Origin of the sequence: Roseovarius sp. W115, assembly GCF_032842945.2 — a bacterium.
In the GTDB taxonomy this organism is placed as follows: Bacteria; Pseudomonadota; Alphaproteobacteria; order Rhodobacterales; family Rhodobacteraceae; genus Roseovarius; species Roseovarius rhodophyticola.
This window is the reverse complement of sequence record NZ_CP146606.1, coordinates 57,545-74,433: the sequence shown is the minus strand read 5'-3', so window position 1 is coordinate 74,433 and position 16,889 is coordinate 57,545. Positions and strand designations below refer to the sequence as shown.

The window sequence follows — 16,889 nt, the reverse complement described above, 5'->3', positions numbered from 1 at the left end:
GGAGGATCAGATGGCCGACAATATCTATAAGGACCTAAAACAGCTGGGCGGCGCCACTGTGGTGCCGCAAAGCCCCGATGAGGCCGAGCTGGAACGCGTGGAAAACCCGCAGGCGGATGTGGCCTACAATGTGCGGTTCACGGCACCTGAGTTCACGTCGCTCTGCCCCATGACCGGCCAGCCCGATTTTGCGCATCTGGTGATAGACTACGTGCCGGGCCAGTGGTTGGTGGAGAGTAAATCGCTGAAGCTTTACCTCACAAGTTTCCGAAATCATGGTGCTTTTCACGAGGACTGCACGGTGAGCATCGCCCGGCGTCTGGTGGAGTTCCTAGAGCCACAATGGCTACGCATCGGCGGCTACTGGTACCCGCGCGGGGGCATTCCGATTGATGTGTTCTGGCAGACAGGCGAGATGCCCAAGGGTGTCTGGATCCCGGATCAGGGCGTGCCGGGGTATCGCGGACGAGGGTGAGAAACAAGCGTCATCCCGGACTTGATCGGGGATCTCTGGGTCAAGGGGTCCTCGGGTCAAGCACGAGGATGACAGTGAGAGTAAACCGTGCTTTTGGTGAGATGAAACTAATTGGTTTCATACCAACGTCACTGGCGGTTTGCGTCGCATCCCCAAGGCAGCGTTGAAGGCAATCGCCGCCAGCAGGATCGCGCCGCCGATGGCTGTGGCCACTGAGATGGTCTCGCCAAGAAACATCCAGACCCAGAGCGGACCCAGCACCACTTCGGCCAGAGAGAGGAGAGTCAGCTCGGCGGCAGGCACGTGCTTGGACCCGATGGTGTAGAGCACCAGACCGGCGCCCACCTGAAACAGCCCCATGCAGAGCGCGATGCCGCCGTCGCGGGGTGTCAGCGCCAAAGGCAAGCCAAGCACCACGCAGATTACGCCCATCACCACTATCGCCATCAGGCCCGAGACAAACACCGCCGGGAGCATCTCTCCATTGCGCCCCCATCGCAGGGCAATGGTGAAGACGGCAAACCCAAGCGCCGAAAAGAGCGCCGCGAGGTTGCCGCTTATGGAAGAAGCACCAGAACTGTCGCTGACCATGACGCCGATGCCGCCGCAGGCCGCCAGAATGGCGACCCAGGTATGTGCGCGCACGCGTTCGCCCAGGATGATCCATGCGAGCACAGCGGTCATAAAGGGCGCGCTGGCAAAGAGCAGCATGGCATCGGCCACGGACGTATTTTGAATGGCGTAAATACCGCCCGTATAAGCCGCGACCAGAGACGCGCCGCCGATCATCGTGGGCCATCCGCCCTTGCGCGCCAGAGTGAGAGGGTTCTGGCCCGTGCGCAGGCGGATGACGATGTAAAGCAGCGCTGTCAGGCCAAAGGAGCGGTAGAACAGGATTTGCCAGACAAGCGCATCCTCGATGAGCCGGATGCCCAACCCCACGGTGGACCACAGCACGCCTGCCAGGATCACCAAAAGGTAACCTTGCACGCGGGTCTCTGGCAGAGGCTGGGCCGGGGCGGCTTCTGTCACGACAGGTTCTCGTCTTCAGGAATTTGCGTAGGATGCGGGGAAGCCGGAGCAAACACAGTTTCGGCCACCACGGGCGTGTCATCGGTGTGCCGTGTGGCGCGCAATTCACGAAACCCAAGGTACAACCCGCCGCTGACAATCAGCGCCATGCCGATTAACGTGTTGATCCCAGGCACTTCGCTGAACACGAAATATCCAAGCGCAGTGGCCAGCGGCAGATAGGTATAGTCGAACGGAGCCACGAGACTGGCATTGGCCACCTGATAGGCTCGGCTGAGGAAGATATAACCGCACATGCCGGTGGCTCCGAGCAGGACCAAAAGCGGCCATTGGCTCAGCCCGGCCTCAGGATAGGTCAGATGCAAATGGGGATAGTCGAGGGTGGCAGAGACCAGTTGATTGACCAGCCAGCCCATAGGCAAAATCAAAACGCCGGACCAGCCGAGCGTATGCAACCCGACGGTCAAGGAGCTTTCCTGCTCGCCAATTGTGCGCACGAGGATCTGACTGGCCGAATAGGTGACGGCACAGGCGAGCGGCAGCAGGGCAATTAGGGAAAACCCGTCACCAGTGGGGTTGACGGCAATAACCACGCCGACAAACCCCACTGCCAATGCGCCGATGCGGTGGGGGCCGATGGTTTCCTTGAGCCAGAACGCGGCCATGAGGGCTGTGATCAATGGGGCGGAGAAGAAGATCGTGGTGACCTCCGCCAGTCCCATGAAGGGAAAGGCGGTGTAGAAAAGGGAAAACCCTGTCGCAAAGAGCGCCCCGCGCATGAAGTGAATATGCGTGAAGGGGCTGCGCAGTTTGTGGGGACCGCCCAGAAACAGAATGAGCGGAACCAAAACGACAATGGACACCACCGACCTGATGAAGAGCAGCATCCAGATCGGATAGCTCAGCAAAAGCGATTTCATCATCGCGTCCTGCACGACGAAGAACAGCATGCCGATTTCGATGCACAGAATGCCTTGCAGAGCACGCGAGGGCGCTGACACAGCTGAAGTGGTCGACGAAGAGGGATCTTGCGTCGTCATGGCGTCACCTTGGTTTCATTGAACGGCGGAAATGCCATCGCTAGGGTGAAGCGTGCCGTGCCGAAAAGGGCGCGTCTCGCTTGTTTGCGACCTCGTGTCGGGAATGGAATAGATGGGGTGGTGAGGCGCTGTCCCTTTCTGTCGTAAATTCAGAGGCTTCCGAGCGAGATAGATTATCTGAGTTGCGTGCAGGCGGCCCCCATGCTCATGTCAGCCCAAAGACGTTTGAAAGACACCCCTCATGCCGACCTCACGCCCTTTCTGGCTTGTCGCCGCCCCTGTGGTGTTTCTGATGCTGTGGTCAGGTGGGTATCCGGTCGCAAAAGTGGGGTTGCAATACACCCAGCCTATGACGCTTCTGACCTTGCGCTTTGGGATGGTTGTGGCGCTGATGACGGTGCTCTTTATCATTTTGCGCCCCCCGTTGCCCAAGACACGGGCTGAATGGGGGCATCTGGCCTTTGTCGGGTTTCTCATTCAGGCGGTTTACTTTGGGCTAAGCTATTTTGCTTTCGCTTCGGGCGTGGCAGCAGGCACGGTGGCGCTCTTCATGTCGCTGCAGCCGGTTCTGGTGGCGATGATCGTACCCCGCTGGGCGGGTGAACATGTGGGCCGCAACCAGTGGCTTGGCCTGATCCTCGGGTTGCTGGGCGCTGTGGTGGTGATCTCGGCGCGCTCTGCCATAGAGGCACCATCCCTCTTTGGCGTGACCTGTGCGCTTCTGGGGCTGGCAGGCATCACCGCAGGCTCGCTTTGGGAGAAACGCTTTGGGCTGAGCCACCATCCGGTGACGGCCAATCTTGTGGGCTATATCGCGGGGCTGGTCGGGGTTGCGCCGCTGATGCTCTTGCAAGAGGACATCTCGATTGACTGGACCTGGGAGTTTACCGGCGCGATTGGTTATCTGGTCGTGGGCAATTCGCTAATCGCCGTGGGGCTGCTCCTGGCCATGATCCGGGCAGGCGACGTGGCGCGGGTCTCAGCGCTCTTGTACCTTGTGCCGCCTCTGGCCGCGCTCTTGGCTTGGGGGATGCTGGGGGAAGTGATGCCGCCCTTGGCCTGGGCTGGCATGGGCGTGGCCGCAGCGGGGGTGTTTTTGGCCACACGGAAGGCGGGGTAGGGTGGAAAGTCAGCTGTTTGGACGAAGCTGCCATGTGTTCAATGCCCCCAAAGCGCGGAATCAAGGGCCGCAGGCCCGCCGCGCCAGCGCCGGACCGGCCCGATGAGCCGGCGCTTTGTTCACGTAAGCGCGCCGAATGTTTTAAAGAGGTGCTTGGCGGGGATAAATCTTAGCAAAACAGATGGAGGCTGCGCCGTCCCCCGGTCCGGCGCTGTCGCGGCTTGGTTTGAATGACGCGGATTTGAACATGTAGGCCGGGGTTCACCCCGGCACATATCGGGTTGGCGGGGTGAAACCCCGCCCTACGACGCTGATCTAGAACCAAAGACGATCATCTTGGTCTCAAAGACGGCCTAGACTTTCGAAGACCAAATACATCCAAACCGAAGATGCGAGAACAAGGAAAGGCAGCCAACCAAACACTGGCAAGCCGTTTCGCTTTTGACGCAGATAGACTGGCCAGACGATTGCACAGCAAATTGTTGGTGACGAAAGCAGTGCAATGAAAAGTGCAGCCTCTAAAACCTGCGAGAAGCCCTGCGTGTTAGAAGCCGAAGATATAAACTCGCTAAAAAGCAGGAACAGAAAAATGATGCTCGCAGTCCATGCGAGCGTCGCAAGGATGTCTAGAATGGTCACATCTTGTTGCACGTGGTTCCTCTGCTTAGTGAGGTCCTCGGGGCAGGCCCGAGGACGACATGGGTCGGAACATGTAGGCCGGGGTTTGTCGGATTGGCGGGGTGAAACCCCGCCCTACGACGTTATCCCCGGTTCATCCGGTTCTCGATGAGGTCATCCACCACAGCCGGTTCTGCCAGCGTCGAGGTGTCCCCCAACGAGCCATAATCATTCTCGGCGATCTTGCGCAGGATGCGGCGCATGATCTTGCCGGAACGGGTCTTGGGCAGGCCCGGAGCCCATTGGATGAGATCCGGAGACGCGATGGGGCCAATCTCTGTGCGCACCCAGTTGCGCAGCTCGGTCTTCAGCTCATCGGTGTATTCCTCACCGCCCATCAGCGTGACGTAGCAATAGATGCCTTGCCCCTTGATGTCGTGCGGATAACCCACAACGGCGGCTTCCGAGACCTTAGAATGCGCGACCAGAGCGCTTTCCACTTCGGCCGTGCCCATCCGGTGGCCCGAGACGTTGATCACGTCATCAACGCGGCCTGTGATCCAGTAATAGCCATCCTCATCGCGCCGACATCCGTCGCCGGTGAAGTAGTAACCTTTGTAATCGGCGAAATAAGTTTTCATGAACCGCTCATGATCGCCCCAGACGGTGCGCATTTGCCCCGGCCAGCTGTCCTTCATACAGAGCACACCCTCTACGCCATTGCCCTCGATGATCTCGCCCGTTGTGGGCTCCAACACCACCGGCTCAATCCCAAAGAAGGGACCGCAGCACGAGCCGGGCTTGGCCGCCGTCGCGCCGGGCAGGGGGGTCATCAGGTGACCGCCGGTTTCGGTCTGCCACCAGGTGTCCACGATGGGACAGCGCCCGCCGCCCACGACATCGTTGTACCAATTCCAGGCCTCGGGGTTGATCGGCTCGCCCACTGTGCCAAGGGTCCGCACCGAGCTAAGGTCACATTTGGTGACGTAGTCATTGCCTTGCCCCATCAGCGCACGGATGGCCGTGGGGGCGGTGTAAAACTGGTTCACTTTATGCTTTTCGCAGACCTGCCAAAAGCGGCTGGCATCCGGGTAAGTCGGCACGCCCTCAAACATCAGCGTGGTCGCGCCATTGGCCAGCGGGCCGTAGACGATATAGCTGTGGCCCGTGACCCAGCCAACATCAGCCGTACACCAATAAATGTCGCCCTCGTGGTAATCAAAGACCAGCTCATGGGTCATCGCGGCATAAACGAGATACCCACCGGTGGTGTGCACCACGCCTTTGGGCATGCCAGTGGAGCCGGAGGTGTAGAGGATAAAGAGCGGGTCCTCTGCGTTCATCTCTTCGGGCGGGCAATCTGCCTCGACCTTCTCGGCCTCCTCATGCAGCCAGTAGTCCAGACCATCGCGCCATGCGATCTGATCGCCGGTGCGCTTCACAACAAGGCATTTCACCTCGTCAAAGTCATTCAGGAGCGCCTGATTGACATTGTCTTTGAGCTTGGTGGCCTTGCCGCCGCGCGGGGCGGTGTCGGCGGTGATCACCACCTTAGCGTCACAGCCATTGACGCGCGCGCCCAGAGCATCGGGCGAGAAGCCGGCGAAGACGATGGAATGAATGGCTCCGATCCGCGCACAGGCCAGCATGGCATAGGCGGCCTCCGGGATCATCGGCAGATAGAGCACCACCCGGTCGCCTTTGCCCACGCCCATGGATTTGAGCACATTGGCCATTTTGCAGGTCTGTGCATAAAGCTCTTTGTAGGAGATATGCTGCGCGGGCTCGGTGGGATCATCGGGTTCCCAGATGATCGCCGTTTGGTCGCCACGCGTGGCCAGGTGCCGGTCAATACAGTTGGCGGCCACGTTGAGCGTGCCATCCTCATACCATTTGATCGAGACATTGCCGAAGCTGTAGTCGACATCCTTCACCTTGGTGTAGGGCTTGATCCAGTCAATCCGCTTGCCATGTTCGCCCCAGAACGCGGCAGGGTCCTTGATCGAGGCGGCATACATTTCTTCGTATTTGGCGGCGTCAATATGGGCTTTGGCCGCAAAATCAGCTGCGGGTGCATAGGTGGTGTCAGACATGGCAGTCCCTCACAGTCGTATTTTAAAATTCTTTGTTGCCTGCCCCGCCGACAGGGAGAAAAATTGGGGGGCAGGCAAAGGGCCTTAGATGGCCAGGTATTCAGCGCGCAGCTCTTCGTTTTCGAGCACTTCATCGGCGCTGCCGTCAAAGACGATGCCGCCGGTGTCGAGAATAATGGCGCGGTCGGCAAGCTCCAGGGCGCGGATGGCGTTTTGTTCCACCAAAACCGTGGTAATGCCCTGTTCCTTGATCACACGCAGCGTCTTTTCAATCTCGTCCACGATGACGGGGGCGAGACCCTCATAGGGTTCGTCCAGAAGCAGCACCTTGATGTCGCGCGCAAGTGCGCGTGCCACGGCCAGCATCTGCTGTTCGCCGCCAGAAAGGGTCACGCCCTCTTGTTTGCGGCGTTCCTTAAGTCTTGGAAAGAGCTCGTAAATCCGGTCCAGCGACCAACCGATGGGTGGGGCAATTTGCGCCAGCTGTAGATTCTCTTCCACGGTTAGACCAGGAATGATGCAGCGATCTTCCGGCACCAGCCCGATCCCGCAGGCCGCGGCCTGATGCGAGGACATCTTGTGCAAGGGCTGGTGATCAAGCCAGACCTCGCCGTGGTTCATCTGCGGATTGTCCATGCGCGCAATCGAGCGCAGTGTGGTGGTTTTGCCCGCGCCATTGCGGCCCAGAAGGGCCAGGATCTCGCCCTCGTGCACATTGAACGAGATGTCCTGCACAATGTAGCTTTCGCCGTAGTAGGATTGCATGCCCCAGACCGACAAAAAGGCGGGTGCGGTTTCGGCGTAGTTCTTACCTTTGGAAAAGTCAGGTTTGACGTTCATTGTCTTTCTCCCGCTTTACGCCGCTTCGCCGAGATACGCTTCGCGTACCTTGGGATGGCCTTTGATTTTGTCTGGCGTGTCTTCGACCAGGGGGGTGCCCTGCGCCAGTACTGTGATCCGTTCGGCCAAGGAGAACACAACATGCATGTCGTGTTCGATGATCGCGATGGTGATGTCGCGCTCGTCCTTGATTTGCTTGAGCAGGTCGATGGTGTTGTTGGTGTCGGCGCGCGCCATACCGGCTGTTGGCTCGTCCAGGAGCAAGAGCCGGGGTTCTTGCGCCAGACACATGCCGATCTCAAGTCGCCTCTTGTTGCCGCGCGACATGGCCGCAGCGTGATCATGGCGGGCATCGGCCAGGCTCAGACTTTCCAGCATATGCTCGGCCTGTTCCACGATTTCCTTTTCGTTCATCGTGCTTTCCAGCGCATGCATGCGAAAGGCGCCGTCGCGCTTGGCGAAAATCGGGATCATCATGTTTTCGATGACCGATAATTCACCAAAGATTTCCGGTGTTTGAAACACACGGCTGATGCCCATCTGGTTGATCTGATAGGGTTTGCGGCCCAGCACAGATTGCCCGTCAAACATCACCGAACCCGTGTCCGGAATGAGCTTGCCGATGAGGCAGTTGAGCAGCGTGGATTTACCCGCCCCGTTGGGGCCGATGATGGCATGCACGCTGTGCTCTGCCACGCTCAGGTTCACATCGCCCAGGGCCTGCAGGCCGCCGAAGCGTTTGTTGACGTTCTTGACTTCAAGAATACCCATCACTTTGGCTCCTTATTCTGCAGGGGTGGATTGTGTGGCTTCTTCGCCGTCGCCCTTGGTCTTTTTTCGACCAAAGAGCCTGGCGATGCGTTGGCCACCTTCGACAAGGCCGCCTGGCAGGAAGATCACCACGGCCATGAAGATCAGGCCAAGGGTCAGGTGCCAGCCTTTGCCAACGAACGGATAGATGATTGTCACCAGGAAATCCTCGATCCCATCGGGCAGAATGGCAAACCATTCATGCAGGATGTCTTTGTTGATCTTGCTGAGGATGTTTTCCATATACTTGATCGCACCGGCGCCAAGAACCGGGCCGATCAGTGTGCCGACGCCACCAAGGATGGTCATCAGAACCACCTCTCCAGAAGCCGTCCAGAACATTCGCTCAGGACCCGCTTGCGTGTCCATCGCCACCAGAAGACCACCCGCCAGACCAGCATACATGCCCGAGATGACAAAGGCCGCCAAAGTGTAGGGCCGCGCGTTCAGACCGGTGTAGTACATCCGCGTCTGGTTCGACTTAACTGCCCGCAGCATCGTGCCAAAGGGCGAGCGAAAGATGCGGATCGCGATATAGAAGCTGATCAGCATGAACACAGCGGCGATGTAGTAGCCGGAGTTGAAGGTGAAGAGCCAGTCGCCGATACCCAGCTCAAAGCTGGTGCGCATGTCCATCCCAAAGAGGTTGGCGCGGCCAATTTCTCCGGGTTCCAGATTGGACAAAAGCGGGCTGTCTGTCGCTTTGATCTGAAGGCCTGTTTCACCGCCAGTGATCGGTGTCAGAACCGAATAGGCCAGCGCATAGGACATCTGTGCAAAGGCCAGCGTCAGGATCGAGAAGTAAATGCCTGAACGCCGCAGCGAGATGTAGCCCACCGCCAGGGCAAAGATACCGGCAAAGATCACACCCATGACGATCGCGGGGATCACGTTGAGGGTGACAAGTTTCATCATCCAGATCGCAGCGTAGGAACCGACACCAAGAAAGGCGGCATGACCGAAGCTGAGATAGCCAGTGAGGCCGAAGAGGATATTGAACCCGATGGCAAAGATGCCGAAGATCACAAAGCGCTGCATCAGGTCAGGGTAGCCTGCGTTGAAGGTTTCTCCCAAAGCGCTTTCAGCAGGGAAAGGGTTGAGGATGAAGGGAGCCAACATGGTCAGCACCACAACAATCATCAAAAGGCGAAAATCTTTCTTTTCGAGACCCAGCATGGCTTAGTCCTCCATCACGCCCTTGCGGCCCATAAGGCCCCGAGGACGGGTCAACAGAATGATGATCGCCACCAAGAAGATGATGATCTGATTGAGGCCGGGCAGCACTTCGAGCACTTCACCCATCGAGGCAAAGGCTTCGAGCACACCCAGGAGGAAACCCGCGAGCACGGCACCGGGCAAAGAGCCCATGCCGCCGACAACCACCACAACGAAGCTGAGGACCAGGAAGTCCATGCCCATGTGATAGTTGGGTGAGTTGATCGGCGTGTACATCACACCAGCCAGCCCTGCGACAGCGGCCGCGAGACCGAACATGAGTGTGAAGCGGCGGTCGATGTTGATGCCCAGAAGCTGCACGGTTTCGCGGTCGGCCATGCCGGCGCGGACCACCATGCCGAAGGTGGTGAATTGCAGGAACGCAAAGACGCCGCCGATGAGTAGTGCGCCAAAGGCAAAATAGATGATCCGCCAGTACGGGTAGATGATTACATTGGGATCAAACCCGAGCATTGCGCCAAAGTCGAATGATCCACTGAACGCTGCCGGGGCAGGGGTTGGGATCGGGTTGGCGCCATAGAACGCTTTGATGATCTCTTGCAGAACAATCGCCAAACCAAAGGTGACAAGGATCTGGTCGGCGTGGGGACGTTTGTAGAAATGCTTGATCAGGCCGCGTTCCATCACGATGCCGACAAGCACCATGATCGGAATGGAAAACAAGATGGCCAGTGGGACAGCCCAGTCGATGATTGCGGCTCCGGTTTCGGCCCCGAACCAGTCGTTCATGTAGGGCACTTGAATTTGCGCCGGATTTCCCAGGAAGTCGGTTTTGGTCTCATCAATCACGGTGCGCGACAGTTTGAGCAATTGGCTGAGTGTCACTGCGCAGAACGCGCCGATCATAAAGAGCGCACCATGCGCAAAGTTCACCACACCAAGCGTGCCGAAGATCAGTGTCAAGCCAAGCGCGATGAGCGCGTAGGCAGACCCTTTGCTAAGCCCATCGAGTGTCTGAAGAATTGTTGCTTCGACACCGAAGAGCAGCACCACAACGGCGAAGAACGCAACGATAGCGCCCAAGATGCCCGCTGTCGCAGTGATATTGCTACGAGAGTTGTCCATTATCCCACCTATTCAGTTCTGTGCGGAGCCAGCCATGCCAAGCTCAGACCACGCTGGTCGGCATGTGGGGAGGTCAGGGCGGAGGCCGCCCTGAGCTGTTTTGTCAGTTGCGCTTAGGCGCCAGGGTTGCAGGAGCCCAATGTCGCTTCAGCACCGCCCATTTGTGGGTGATCTGGCGCGTAGGTCACTTGCTCAACCGGAGTCACCTCAACGATTTCGAGAAGGTCGAATTCGCTGTCTGGGTTTTCCTTGCCCTTCACAACCAGCACGTCTTTGAAGCACTGGTGGTCGTCGGCACGGTAGAGTGTTGGCCCGTTGCCCATGCCGTCAAATTCGAAGCCTTCGAGCGCTTCGACAACCGCACATGGGTTGAACGAACCGGCACGTTCCACGGCATCCGCATAAAGCAGCGCCTGCACATATGTGGTGTGCGCGGCCTGTGACGGTGGGAAGCCGTACTTGGTGCCGAAGGATTTCACGAATGCCTTGGAGCCTTCGTCCTGCAGCGACCAGTGCCAGTTTGTCGAGCCAAAGATACCAGCAACGTTTGCACCCGCACCCTTCGCCATCAGACGAGAGTAAAGTGGAACGATGATCTGGAAGTCTTTGCCGTTGACTTGCTTGTCACGCAGTCCGAACTGAACCGCGTTCGTGAGCGAGTTCACCATGTTGCCGCCGTAGTGGTTCAGAACCAGCGTGTCGGCACCGGACTGAAGAACAGGCGCGATGTAGGACGAGAAGTCTGTTTGCGTCAGCGGTGTTTTCACGGCCGCAACAGTTTCCCAGCCCATGGCCTCGGTTGAAGACTTCACCGCTTCTTCTGTGGTGTAGCCCCAGTTGTAGTCAGCTGTCAGGTGATAAGCTTTACGGTCTGTGCCGTAAGCGCCTGCAAGCACGGGCGCCAGAGCGGCGCCGGACATGTATGAGTTAAAGAAGTGGCGGAAGCCGTTGGCTTTGCGGTCTTTACCCGTTGTGTCGTTGGAGTGCGTGAGGCCAGCCATGAAGATAACACCCGCCTCTTGGCAGAGCGCCTGGACGGCCACGGCCACACCTGAGGACGAGCCCCCGGTGATCATGATGGCGCCGTCTTTTTCAATCATCGACTTGGCCGAGGCACGTGCCGCATCCGCTTTGGTCTGCGTGTCGCCTGTGACGTATTCCACTTTCTTGCCCAGGATGCCGTTGCCTTGCAGGGCTTTGGACGAGAAGGTGTTCATCATGCCGCCGTCGCCGCCGCCATTGAGATGCTCAACCGCCAGCTCATAAGCGCGCAGTTCGTCTGCACCCTCATCAGCATAAGGGCCGGTTTGAGGCACGTTGAAGCCCAGTGTCACGGAGCCGCCTGTGGGTTCGTTGGTGAAGGCCGCTGCGGATTGAGCCGTAAAGATCGTCGGCAGAGCAACGCCTGCACCGGCGACAGCGCCGGTCTTCAGAAGCCCACGACGTGTGAGATCAGTTTTTGACATGTAGATCCTCCCTAGTGTCAAACGGCGAAGAAGGCCGAGTGAAAGACGATCTCCTCCATCGTCTCTTCGCCACGCACTGAAGTGCAAAGACATTATCGCAGGGCGAAAGAAAATCAGGCAACAAGCGCCTTTCGCGTAACAATTTTTTTGTAAAGAAATTGTACAGAGACGTGCGAGTTCTTGTAAATTTCTTTCTCTCACGTTACGGAAAGTAAAGGTTTTGAGGGATAAACAAAAATGCTGGACCGCAGCATGGTTGGTACACGTATTCGGCAAAGGCGGGTGATGACCGGCCTCAAGCAAGCTGAACTGGCCGAACGCGCTGGAATTTCGGCCTCTTACCTCAATCTTATCGAACATAACCGGCGACGAATCGGCGGGCGAACGTTGTTGCAGATCGCGCAGGTTCTTGAGGTCGAGCCTTCGTTGTTGTCAGAAGGTGCAGGTGCGCAGCTTTTGGCGGCACTGAAGGAAGCGGCGGCGGGGCAAAACGATCTCTCTCCCGATGCCTCCGCAGAGGTCACGCCGGAACTGGACCGGATTGAGGAATTTGCTGGACGCTTCCCGGGGTGGGCGGGGCTTCTGGCGCAGCTCAACCAACGGCGCGAGGATATGGAGCAGACAATCACGGTTTTGACCGAGCGATTGGCGCATGACCCGCAGTTGGCCGAAGCGCTGCATGAGGTCATCTCGACGGTCACGTCCATTCGCTCTACTGCTGCCATTCTGGCCGAAACCCGAGAGCTGGAACCAGAGTGGCAGATGCGCTTTCATCGAAACATCAACGAAGACGGATCGCGTCTGGCCGAAGGGGCGGAGGCGCTGATGCACTACCTTGAGGCGGCACCCAACACCAAGGCAGACATCCGGTCTCCTCAGGATGAGCTGCACGCATTTCTGGAAAGCCACGGGTTTCATTTTTCGCAGCTCGAAGGCTGGGGCGCGGCCTCGCGCGTTGAGTCGATCATAGAGAACAGCGCGGAACTTCGAACCGGTCCGGCGCAGGAGCTGGCGCGCATGCTTTTGCGCCAATATGTCGATGACGCCCGCGCTATGCCGCTCGATGAGATGCTGCGACATGTAGAGCGCTATGGGACAAAACCAGATGTGATATCGCGGCAGAGTCAACAACCTCTGGCGCGGGTCTTTCGCCGCCTTGCGTTCTTACCAGAGAACGTGACCGGTCTTGTCGGCCTTGTCTCAATTGATGGAGCGGGTGCAATCGTGTTGCGCAAACCGATCCTGGGCTTTTCCGTGCCGCGCAACGGTGCGGCCTGCACACTATGGCCGATCTATGACTGCCTCGCACAGCCCGGCCGCCCTCAGCGCCACATGTTGCGCCAGGGTGATCTTAGGCTAGAGGCTTTGGCCCTCACAGAGGAAGTTGTGCCAGCGCAATTTGACCGCGGACCCTTGGTGCGAGCACATATGCTCCTGTTGCCGCTAGAGGCGGGAGCGGGACAGGAGAGTGCGCGCGATGTTGGGTCGACTTGCCAGATTTGTTCGATGGCAGACTGCCTGGCACGGCGTGAGCCGTCGATCTTGTCGTCAGGGCGTTAGAGCTCTGGTGACATTACTCTTTTGACAGATTGCCGCAGTTTGGCGATAGTCGGTCTTGCGCCTGAGGGGTCGTCTTGTGCGGCACGGCGCCGACTGATCGGAGGGAGGCCGATTGGATGGGAAAGAAAGTTCTTCTGATCGAAGATGAGCAAAACATCATCGAAGCGGTCAGTTTTATCCTGTCGCGTGATGGTTGGGAGGTGAAAACGCATTCCAACGGGCATGATGCGATAGACGCGGTGCGGACTCGAGCGCCAGACATTGTGATCCTTGATGTCATGTTGCCGGGCAAAAGTGGGTTTGACATCCTGCGCGAAATCCGGGCCGATCAGGGTCTTGCGCATCTGCCAGTTCTGATGCTGTCAGCGCGCGGACAGGCGAAGGATGTTGAAATGGCTGAACATGCCGGTGCAAATCAGTATATGACCAAGCCGTTTTCCAATGCCGAAGTGCTCGACGCGGTGCGCAATCTGGTGGTGTCATGAGCCGCGAACCCAATCCACTCTTTCTCGCGAAACGCACCTACCATGGGCGTCGCATGGCAGATGCCGCACGGCTCTTGCCCATTTTGGGGGGCGGTTTGTTTTTGTTGCCGTTGTTGTGGAAGACCCCAAACGAACAGGGCGGAACCGGCACGGTTCAGGTTATGCTCTATGTCTTTATCGTCTGGGTCTTCCTGATCGGAGCCGCGGCAATTCTGTCGCGGCGCATTCCCAGAAGCGAAAGCGACCCGTCTGAACCCGAGCAAGGCTAGAGACTCGCCATGGCGACGCTCAACATCCTCGTGCTCACCAGCCTCTTCTATGTGGTGCTTCTTTTTGCCGTGGCGTTCGCGGCAGACAGTGCGGCGCAAAGAGGCCGGGGCAGATGGCTTGGCTCACCTTTAATCTATACGCTGTCCTTGTCGATTTACTGCACCGCATGGACGTTTTATGGCGCGGTGGGTTTTGCGGCTCGTTCGGGTCTGGAATTCATCACGATCTATCTCGGCCCAACTCTGGTGATGATCGGCTGGTGGTGGACCCTGCGCAAAATGGTCCGTGTGGGCCGAAGTCAGCGAATTACGTCCATCGCGGATCTGATCTCATCCCGGTTTGGTAAGTCCAATGCGCTGGCAGTGTTTGTCACGATACTCGCGGTGATCGGCACCACGCCCTATATTGCGCTACAGCTCCAATCGGTGACGTTTTCCTACGCGGCTTTTGCGGACTTTGGAGCCAACACTGGTGAAGAGATCAATCAGAGCCTGACGGCGTTTTGGGTTGCCGCAGGTCTGGCTGTGTTCACGATCATATTCGGCACACGCAACCTCGACGCCAACGAGCGCCACCACGGCCTTGTTATGGCCATTGCCCTGGAGGCGGTGGTGAAGCTCTTTGCCCTTTTGGCCGTGGGGGTCTTCGTTGTCTGGGGGCTGGCCGGAGGCCTCGACAACACGCTTGACCGTATTGAGGCGTCGGCCATCGCGCGCTGGGATGTGCCGGGGTCGCGCTGGGTCGGGCTGACCCTTTTGTCAGCAGCGGCCTTCATGTGCCTGCCGCGCATGTTTCAGGTCATGGTGGTCGAGAATGACGATGAGCGCCACTTGCGCACGGCGTCCTGGGCCTTTCCCGCATACCTGATGCTCATGAGCCTCTTTGTTGTGCCGATCGCGGCCGTGGGCCTTGATATCATGCCACAGGGCAGCAACCCTGATCTCTTTGTGCTTACACTGCCCCTATCGGAGGGGCAGGACGGTCTGGCGATCCTGTCGTTCCTGGGCGGGTTTAGCTCGGCCACATCCATGGTGATCGTTGCGTCGATTGCTCTTTCGACCATGGTCTCAAACCACATCGTCATGCCGGTCTGGCTTTGGACGACGGGCGGCTCGGCGATGATGTCGGGCGACGTGCGCCACGTGGCCATGCTGGCCCGGCGGCTCTCAATCGCGGTCATCCTCTTTTTGGGCTATCTCTATTTCCGCCTCTCAGGCGGCGGTGCTGCGCTGGCGGCCATTGGTTTGATCTCGTTTGTGGGTGTGGCGCAATTCCTGCCAGCCCTTCTGGGGGGTCTCTTTTGGCGGGGCGCCAATCGCAAAGGTGCTCTGGCCGGGCTGGCCACGGGCTTTGCCATCTGGGCCTATTGCCTCTTCCTGCCAAGCTTTGGTCCCTTCATGCTGATGCCGCAGGAAGTGCTTGATCAGGGAATATTGGGCATCAGCTGGCTCAGACCACAGGCGCTCTTTGGCACAGAGGGGCTTAGCCCCGTGGTGCATGCCTTCATGTGGAGTGTCTCGCTCAACACGCTGGTCTTCTTTATCGTCTCGGTCTTCAGCTTTCCGCAACCGGTGGAGCGGCTGCAGGGGGCACAATTCGTCAATGTGTTCGAACATTCCACCACCAGCGGCGGGTGGCGCGGTGGGCAGGCGCAGAGCGAGGACCTCTTGATCATGTCACAACGCATTATGGGGGCGGGCGAGGCGCAGACGCTCTTTTCAAATGCGGCCAGCGCCCAGGGTATTGACGGGCACTTGCCCGAACCCACACCGGATTTTCTGGGGGAACTGGAACGCGCAATGGCGGGGTCCGTGGGCGCGGCCACAGCGCATGCGATGATCAGCCAGATTGTCGGACGAGCCACGATTTCGGTCGAGGATCTGATGGCCGTTGCGGACGAAACTGCGCAGATCATGGAGTATTCCAGCGAGCTGGAGGCCAAGACCGAAGAACAGGAACGCACCGCCCGGCAGCTCAGACAGGTGAATGAAAAGCTCACGCAAATCTCGGTGCAAAAGGACGCCTTCCTGAGCCAAATCAGCCATGAGCTTCGCACGCCAATGACCTCGATCCGCGCCTTTTCGGAAATTCTGCGCGACACCGAGGACATGAGTGAGGACGAGCAAAACCGCTATGCCTCGATCATTCACAATGAGGCAATCCGGTTGACGCGGCTTCTGGATGATCTGCTTGATCTGAGCGTTCTGGAGAATGCACAGATCGTTCTCAATCTTCAAACGGCGTCATTGTCGGACTTGCTGGATCGCTCTGAGGTGGCGTCGGGTATGAGCGACGGGTCCTTCAAAGTTACGCGATCCCCCGACGCCGAAGATGTTGAGCTTTATACCGATACGGACCGTCTTGCGCAGGTGTTTATCAATGTCATGTCAAATGCCCGAAAATACTGCGATGCCGAAACCCCTGAGTTGAGCATCATGCCGCGCGTAGAAGATGGCATTGTGACAATTGACTTTGCGGATAACGGGGCAGGGATCCCTGCCGATAAACAGGGCACGATTTTCGAGAAATTTGCGCGTGTGAGTGAAACCAAGGCAGGCGGTGCCGGCCTTGGGCTTGCCATTAGCCGCGAGATCATGGCCCGGCTGGGAGGCAGCATTCAATATATGCCCGCCCAAACCGGCGCGGCGTTTCGGGTGAGCTTGCCGTTGAGTGCAGAAAACACGGCGCAGGCAGCGCAGTAAGCGCGTTTTGATAGCCTCTTAAGGAGCGTATATCTCATTTGGCACACATGATCCTTGGTGACAGAGGCTTGGTTTAG

The 16,889-nt window shown here is 58.3% G+C and carries 15 protein-coding genes; 6 read left to right on the top strand and 9 right to left on the bottom strand.

What is annotated here, in order from left to right; genetic code table 11:
- Window positions 1-10 precede the first annotated feature (10 nt).
- Window positions 11-475, top strand: a complete 465-nt coding sequence (gene queF, locus RZS32_RS00395; RefSeq protein WP_317055065.1) for a preQ(1) synthase — start codon at window positions 11-13, stop codon at window positions 473-475.
- Window positions 476-592: 117 nt separating this feature from the next.
- Here queF and RZS32_RS00390 read toward each other — a convergent pair whose 3' ends face one another.
- Both RZS32_RS00390 and RZS32_RS00385 read right to left on the bottom strand, forming a co-directional pair.
- On the bottom strand, window positions 593-1,507 hold the full coding sequence (locus tag RZS32_RS00390; RefSeq protein WP_317055064.1) for a DMT family transporter: 915 nt from the start codon (window positions 1,505-1,507) through the stop codon (window positions 593-595).
- The gene (locus tag RZS32_RS00385; RefSeq protein ID WP_317055063.1) at window positions 1,504-2,547 is read right to left on the bottom strand and encodes a DMT family transporter; all 1,044 of its coding nucleotides are present in this window, start codon (window positions 2,545-2,547) and stop codon (window positions 1,504-1,506) included. Before RZS32_RS00385 ends, RZS32_RS00390 begins: the two co-directional genes overlap by 4 nt.
- 241 nt (window positions 2,548-2,788) lie before the next feature.
- Between RZS32_RS00385 and RZS32_RS00380 the strand changes: the two genes are divergently transcribed.
- Complete coding sequence (locus tag RZS32_RS00380) at window positions 2,789-3,667, top strand: DMT family transporter (RefSeq protein ID WP_317055062.1); 879 nt, start codon at window positions 2,789-2,791, stop codon at window positions 3,665-3,667.
- Between the two features lie 342 nt (window positions 3,668-4,009).
- On the opposite strand, the gene RZS32_RS00375 is transcribed toward RZS32_RS00380, so the two are convergent.
- The 7 genes from RZS32_RS00375 to RZS32_RS00345 all read right to left on the bottom strand — a co-directional run bounded on the left by RZS32_RS00375 (window position 4,010) and on the right by RZS32_RS00345 (window position 11,795).
- Window positions 4,010-4,318 (bottom strand): hypothetical protein, encoded by a 309-nt coding sequence (locus tag RZS32_RS00375; protein ID WP_339106754.1) that lies wholly within the window; start codon window positions 4,316-4,318, stop codon window positions 4,010-4,012.
- 110 nt (window positions 4,319-4,428) lie between these two features.
- The gene (gene acs / locus RZS32_RS00370) at window positions 4,429-6,378 is read right to left on the bottom strand and encodes an acetate--CoA ligase (protein WP_317055060.1); all 1,950 of its coding nucleotides are present in this window, start codon (window positions 6,376-6,378) and stop codon (window positions 4,429-4,431) included.
- 84 nt (window positions 6,379-6,462) lie between these two features.
- Window positions 6,463-7,218 (bottom strand): ABC transporter ATP-binding protein, encoded by a 756-nt coding sequence (locus tag RZS32_RS00365; protein WP_317055059.1) that lies wholly within the window; start codon window positions 7,216-7,218, stop codon window positions 6,463-6,465.
- Between the two features lie 15 nt (window positions 7,219-7,233).
- Entirely contained in the window at window positions 7,234-7,989 is a 756-nt protein-coding gene (locus RZS32_RS00360) for an ABC transporter ATP-binding protein (RefSeq protein WP_317055058.1), read from the bottom strand.
- 12 nt (window positions 7,990-8,001) lie between these two features.
- Window positions 8,002-9,204 (bottom strand): branched-chain amino acid ABC transporter permease, encoded by a 1,203-nt coding sequence (locus RZS32_RS00355; RefSeq protein WP_317055057.1) that lies wholly within the window; start codon window positions 9,202-9,204, stop codon window positions 8,002-8,004.
- A 3-nt stretch (window positions 9,205-9,207) separates the two neighbouring features.
- Complete coding sequence (locus RZS32_RS00350; protein WP_317055056.1) at window positions 9,208-10,329, bottom strand: branched-chain amino acid ABC transporter permease; 1,122 nt, start codon at window positions 10,327-10,329, stop codon at window positions 9,208-9,210.
- Window positions 10,330-10,442: 113 nt separating this feature from the next.
- Entirely contained in the window at window positions 10,443-11,795 is a 1,353-nt protein-coding gene (locus RZS32_RS00345; RefSeq protein ID WP_317055055.1) for a substrate-binding protein, read from the bottom strand.
- Window positions 11,796-12,032: 237 nt separating this feature from the next.
- On the opposite strand from RZS32_RS00345, the gene RZS32_RS00340 reads away from it, so the two are divergent.
- The 4 genes from RZS32_RS00340 (at window position 12,033) to RZS32_RS00325 (ending at window position 16,812) form a co-directional block, all read left to right on the top strand.
- Window positions 12,033-13,355, top strand: coding sequence for a helix-turn-helix domain-containing protein (locus tag RZS32_RS00340; RefSeq protein ID WP_317055054.1), 1,323 nt, complete (start codon window positions 12,033-12,035; stop codon window positions 13,353-13,355).
- Between the two features lie 116 nt (window positions 13,356-13,471).
- The gene (locus RZS32_RS00335) at window positions 13,472-13,840 is read left to right on the top strand and encodes a response regulator transcription factor (protein ID WP_317055053.1); all 369 of its coding nucleotides are present in this window, start codon (window positions 13,472-13,474) and stop codon (window positions 13,838-13,840) included.
- Complete coding sequence (locus tag RZS32_RS00330; RefSeq protein WP_317055052.1) at window positions 13,837-14,109, top strand: hypothetical protein; 273 nt, start codon at window positions 13,837-13,839, stop codon at window positions 14,107-14,109. The genes RZS32_RS00335 and RZS32_RS00330 overlap by 4 nt, the downstream gene beginning before the upstream one ends.
- A gap of 9 nt (window positions 14,110-14,118) precedes the next feature.
- Window positions 14,119-16,812, top strand: coding sequence for an ATP-binding protein (locus tag RZS32_RS00325; protein WP_317055051.1), 2,694 nt, complete (start codon window positions 14,119-14,121; stop codon window positions 16,810-16,812).
- The last annotated feature ends 77 nt before the right edge of the window (window positions 16,813-16,889 follow it).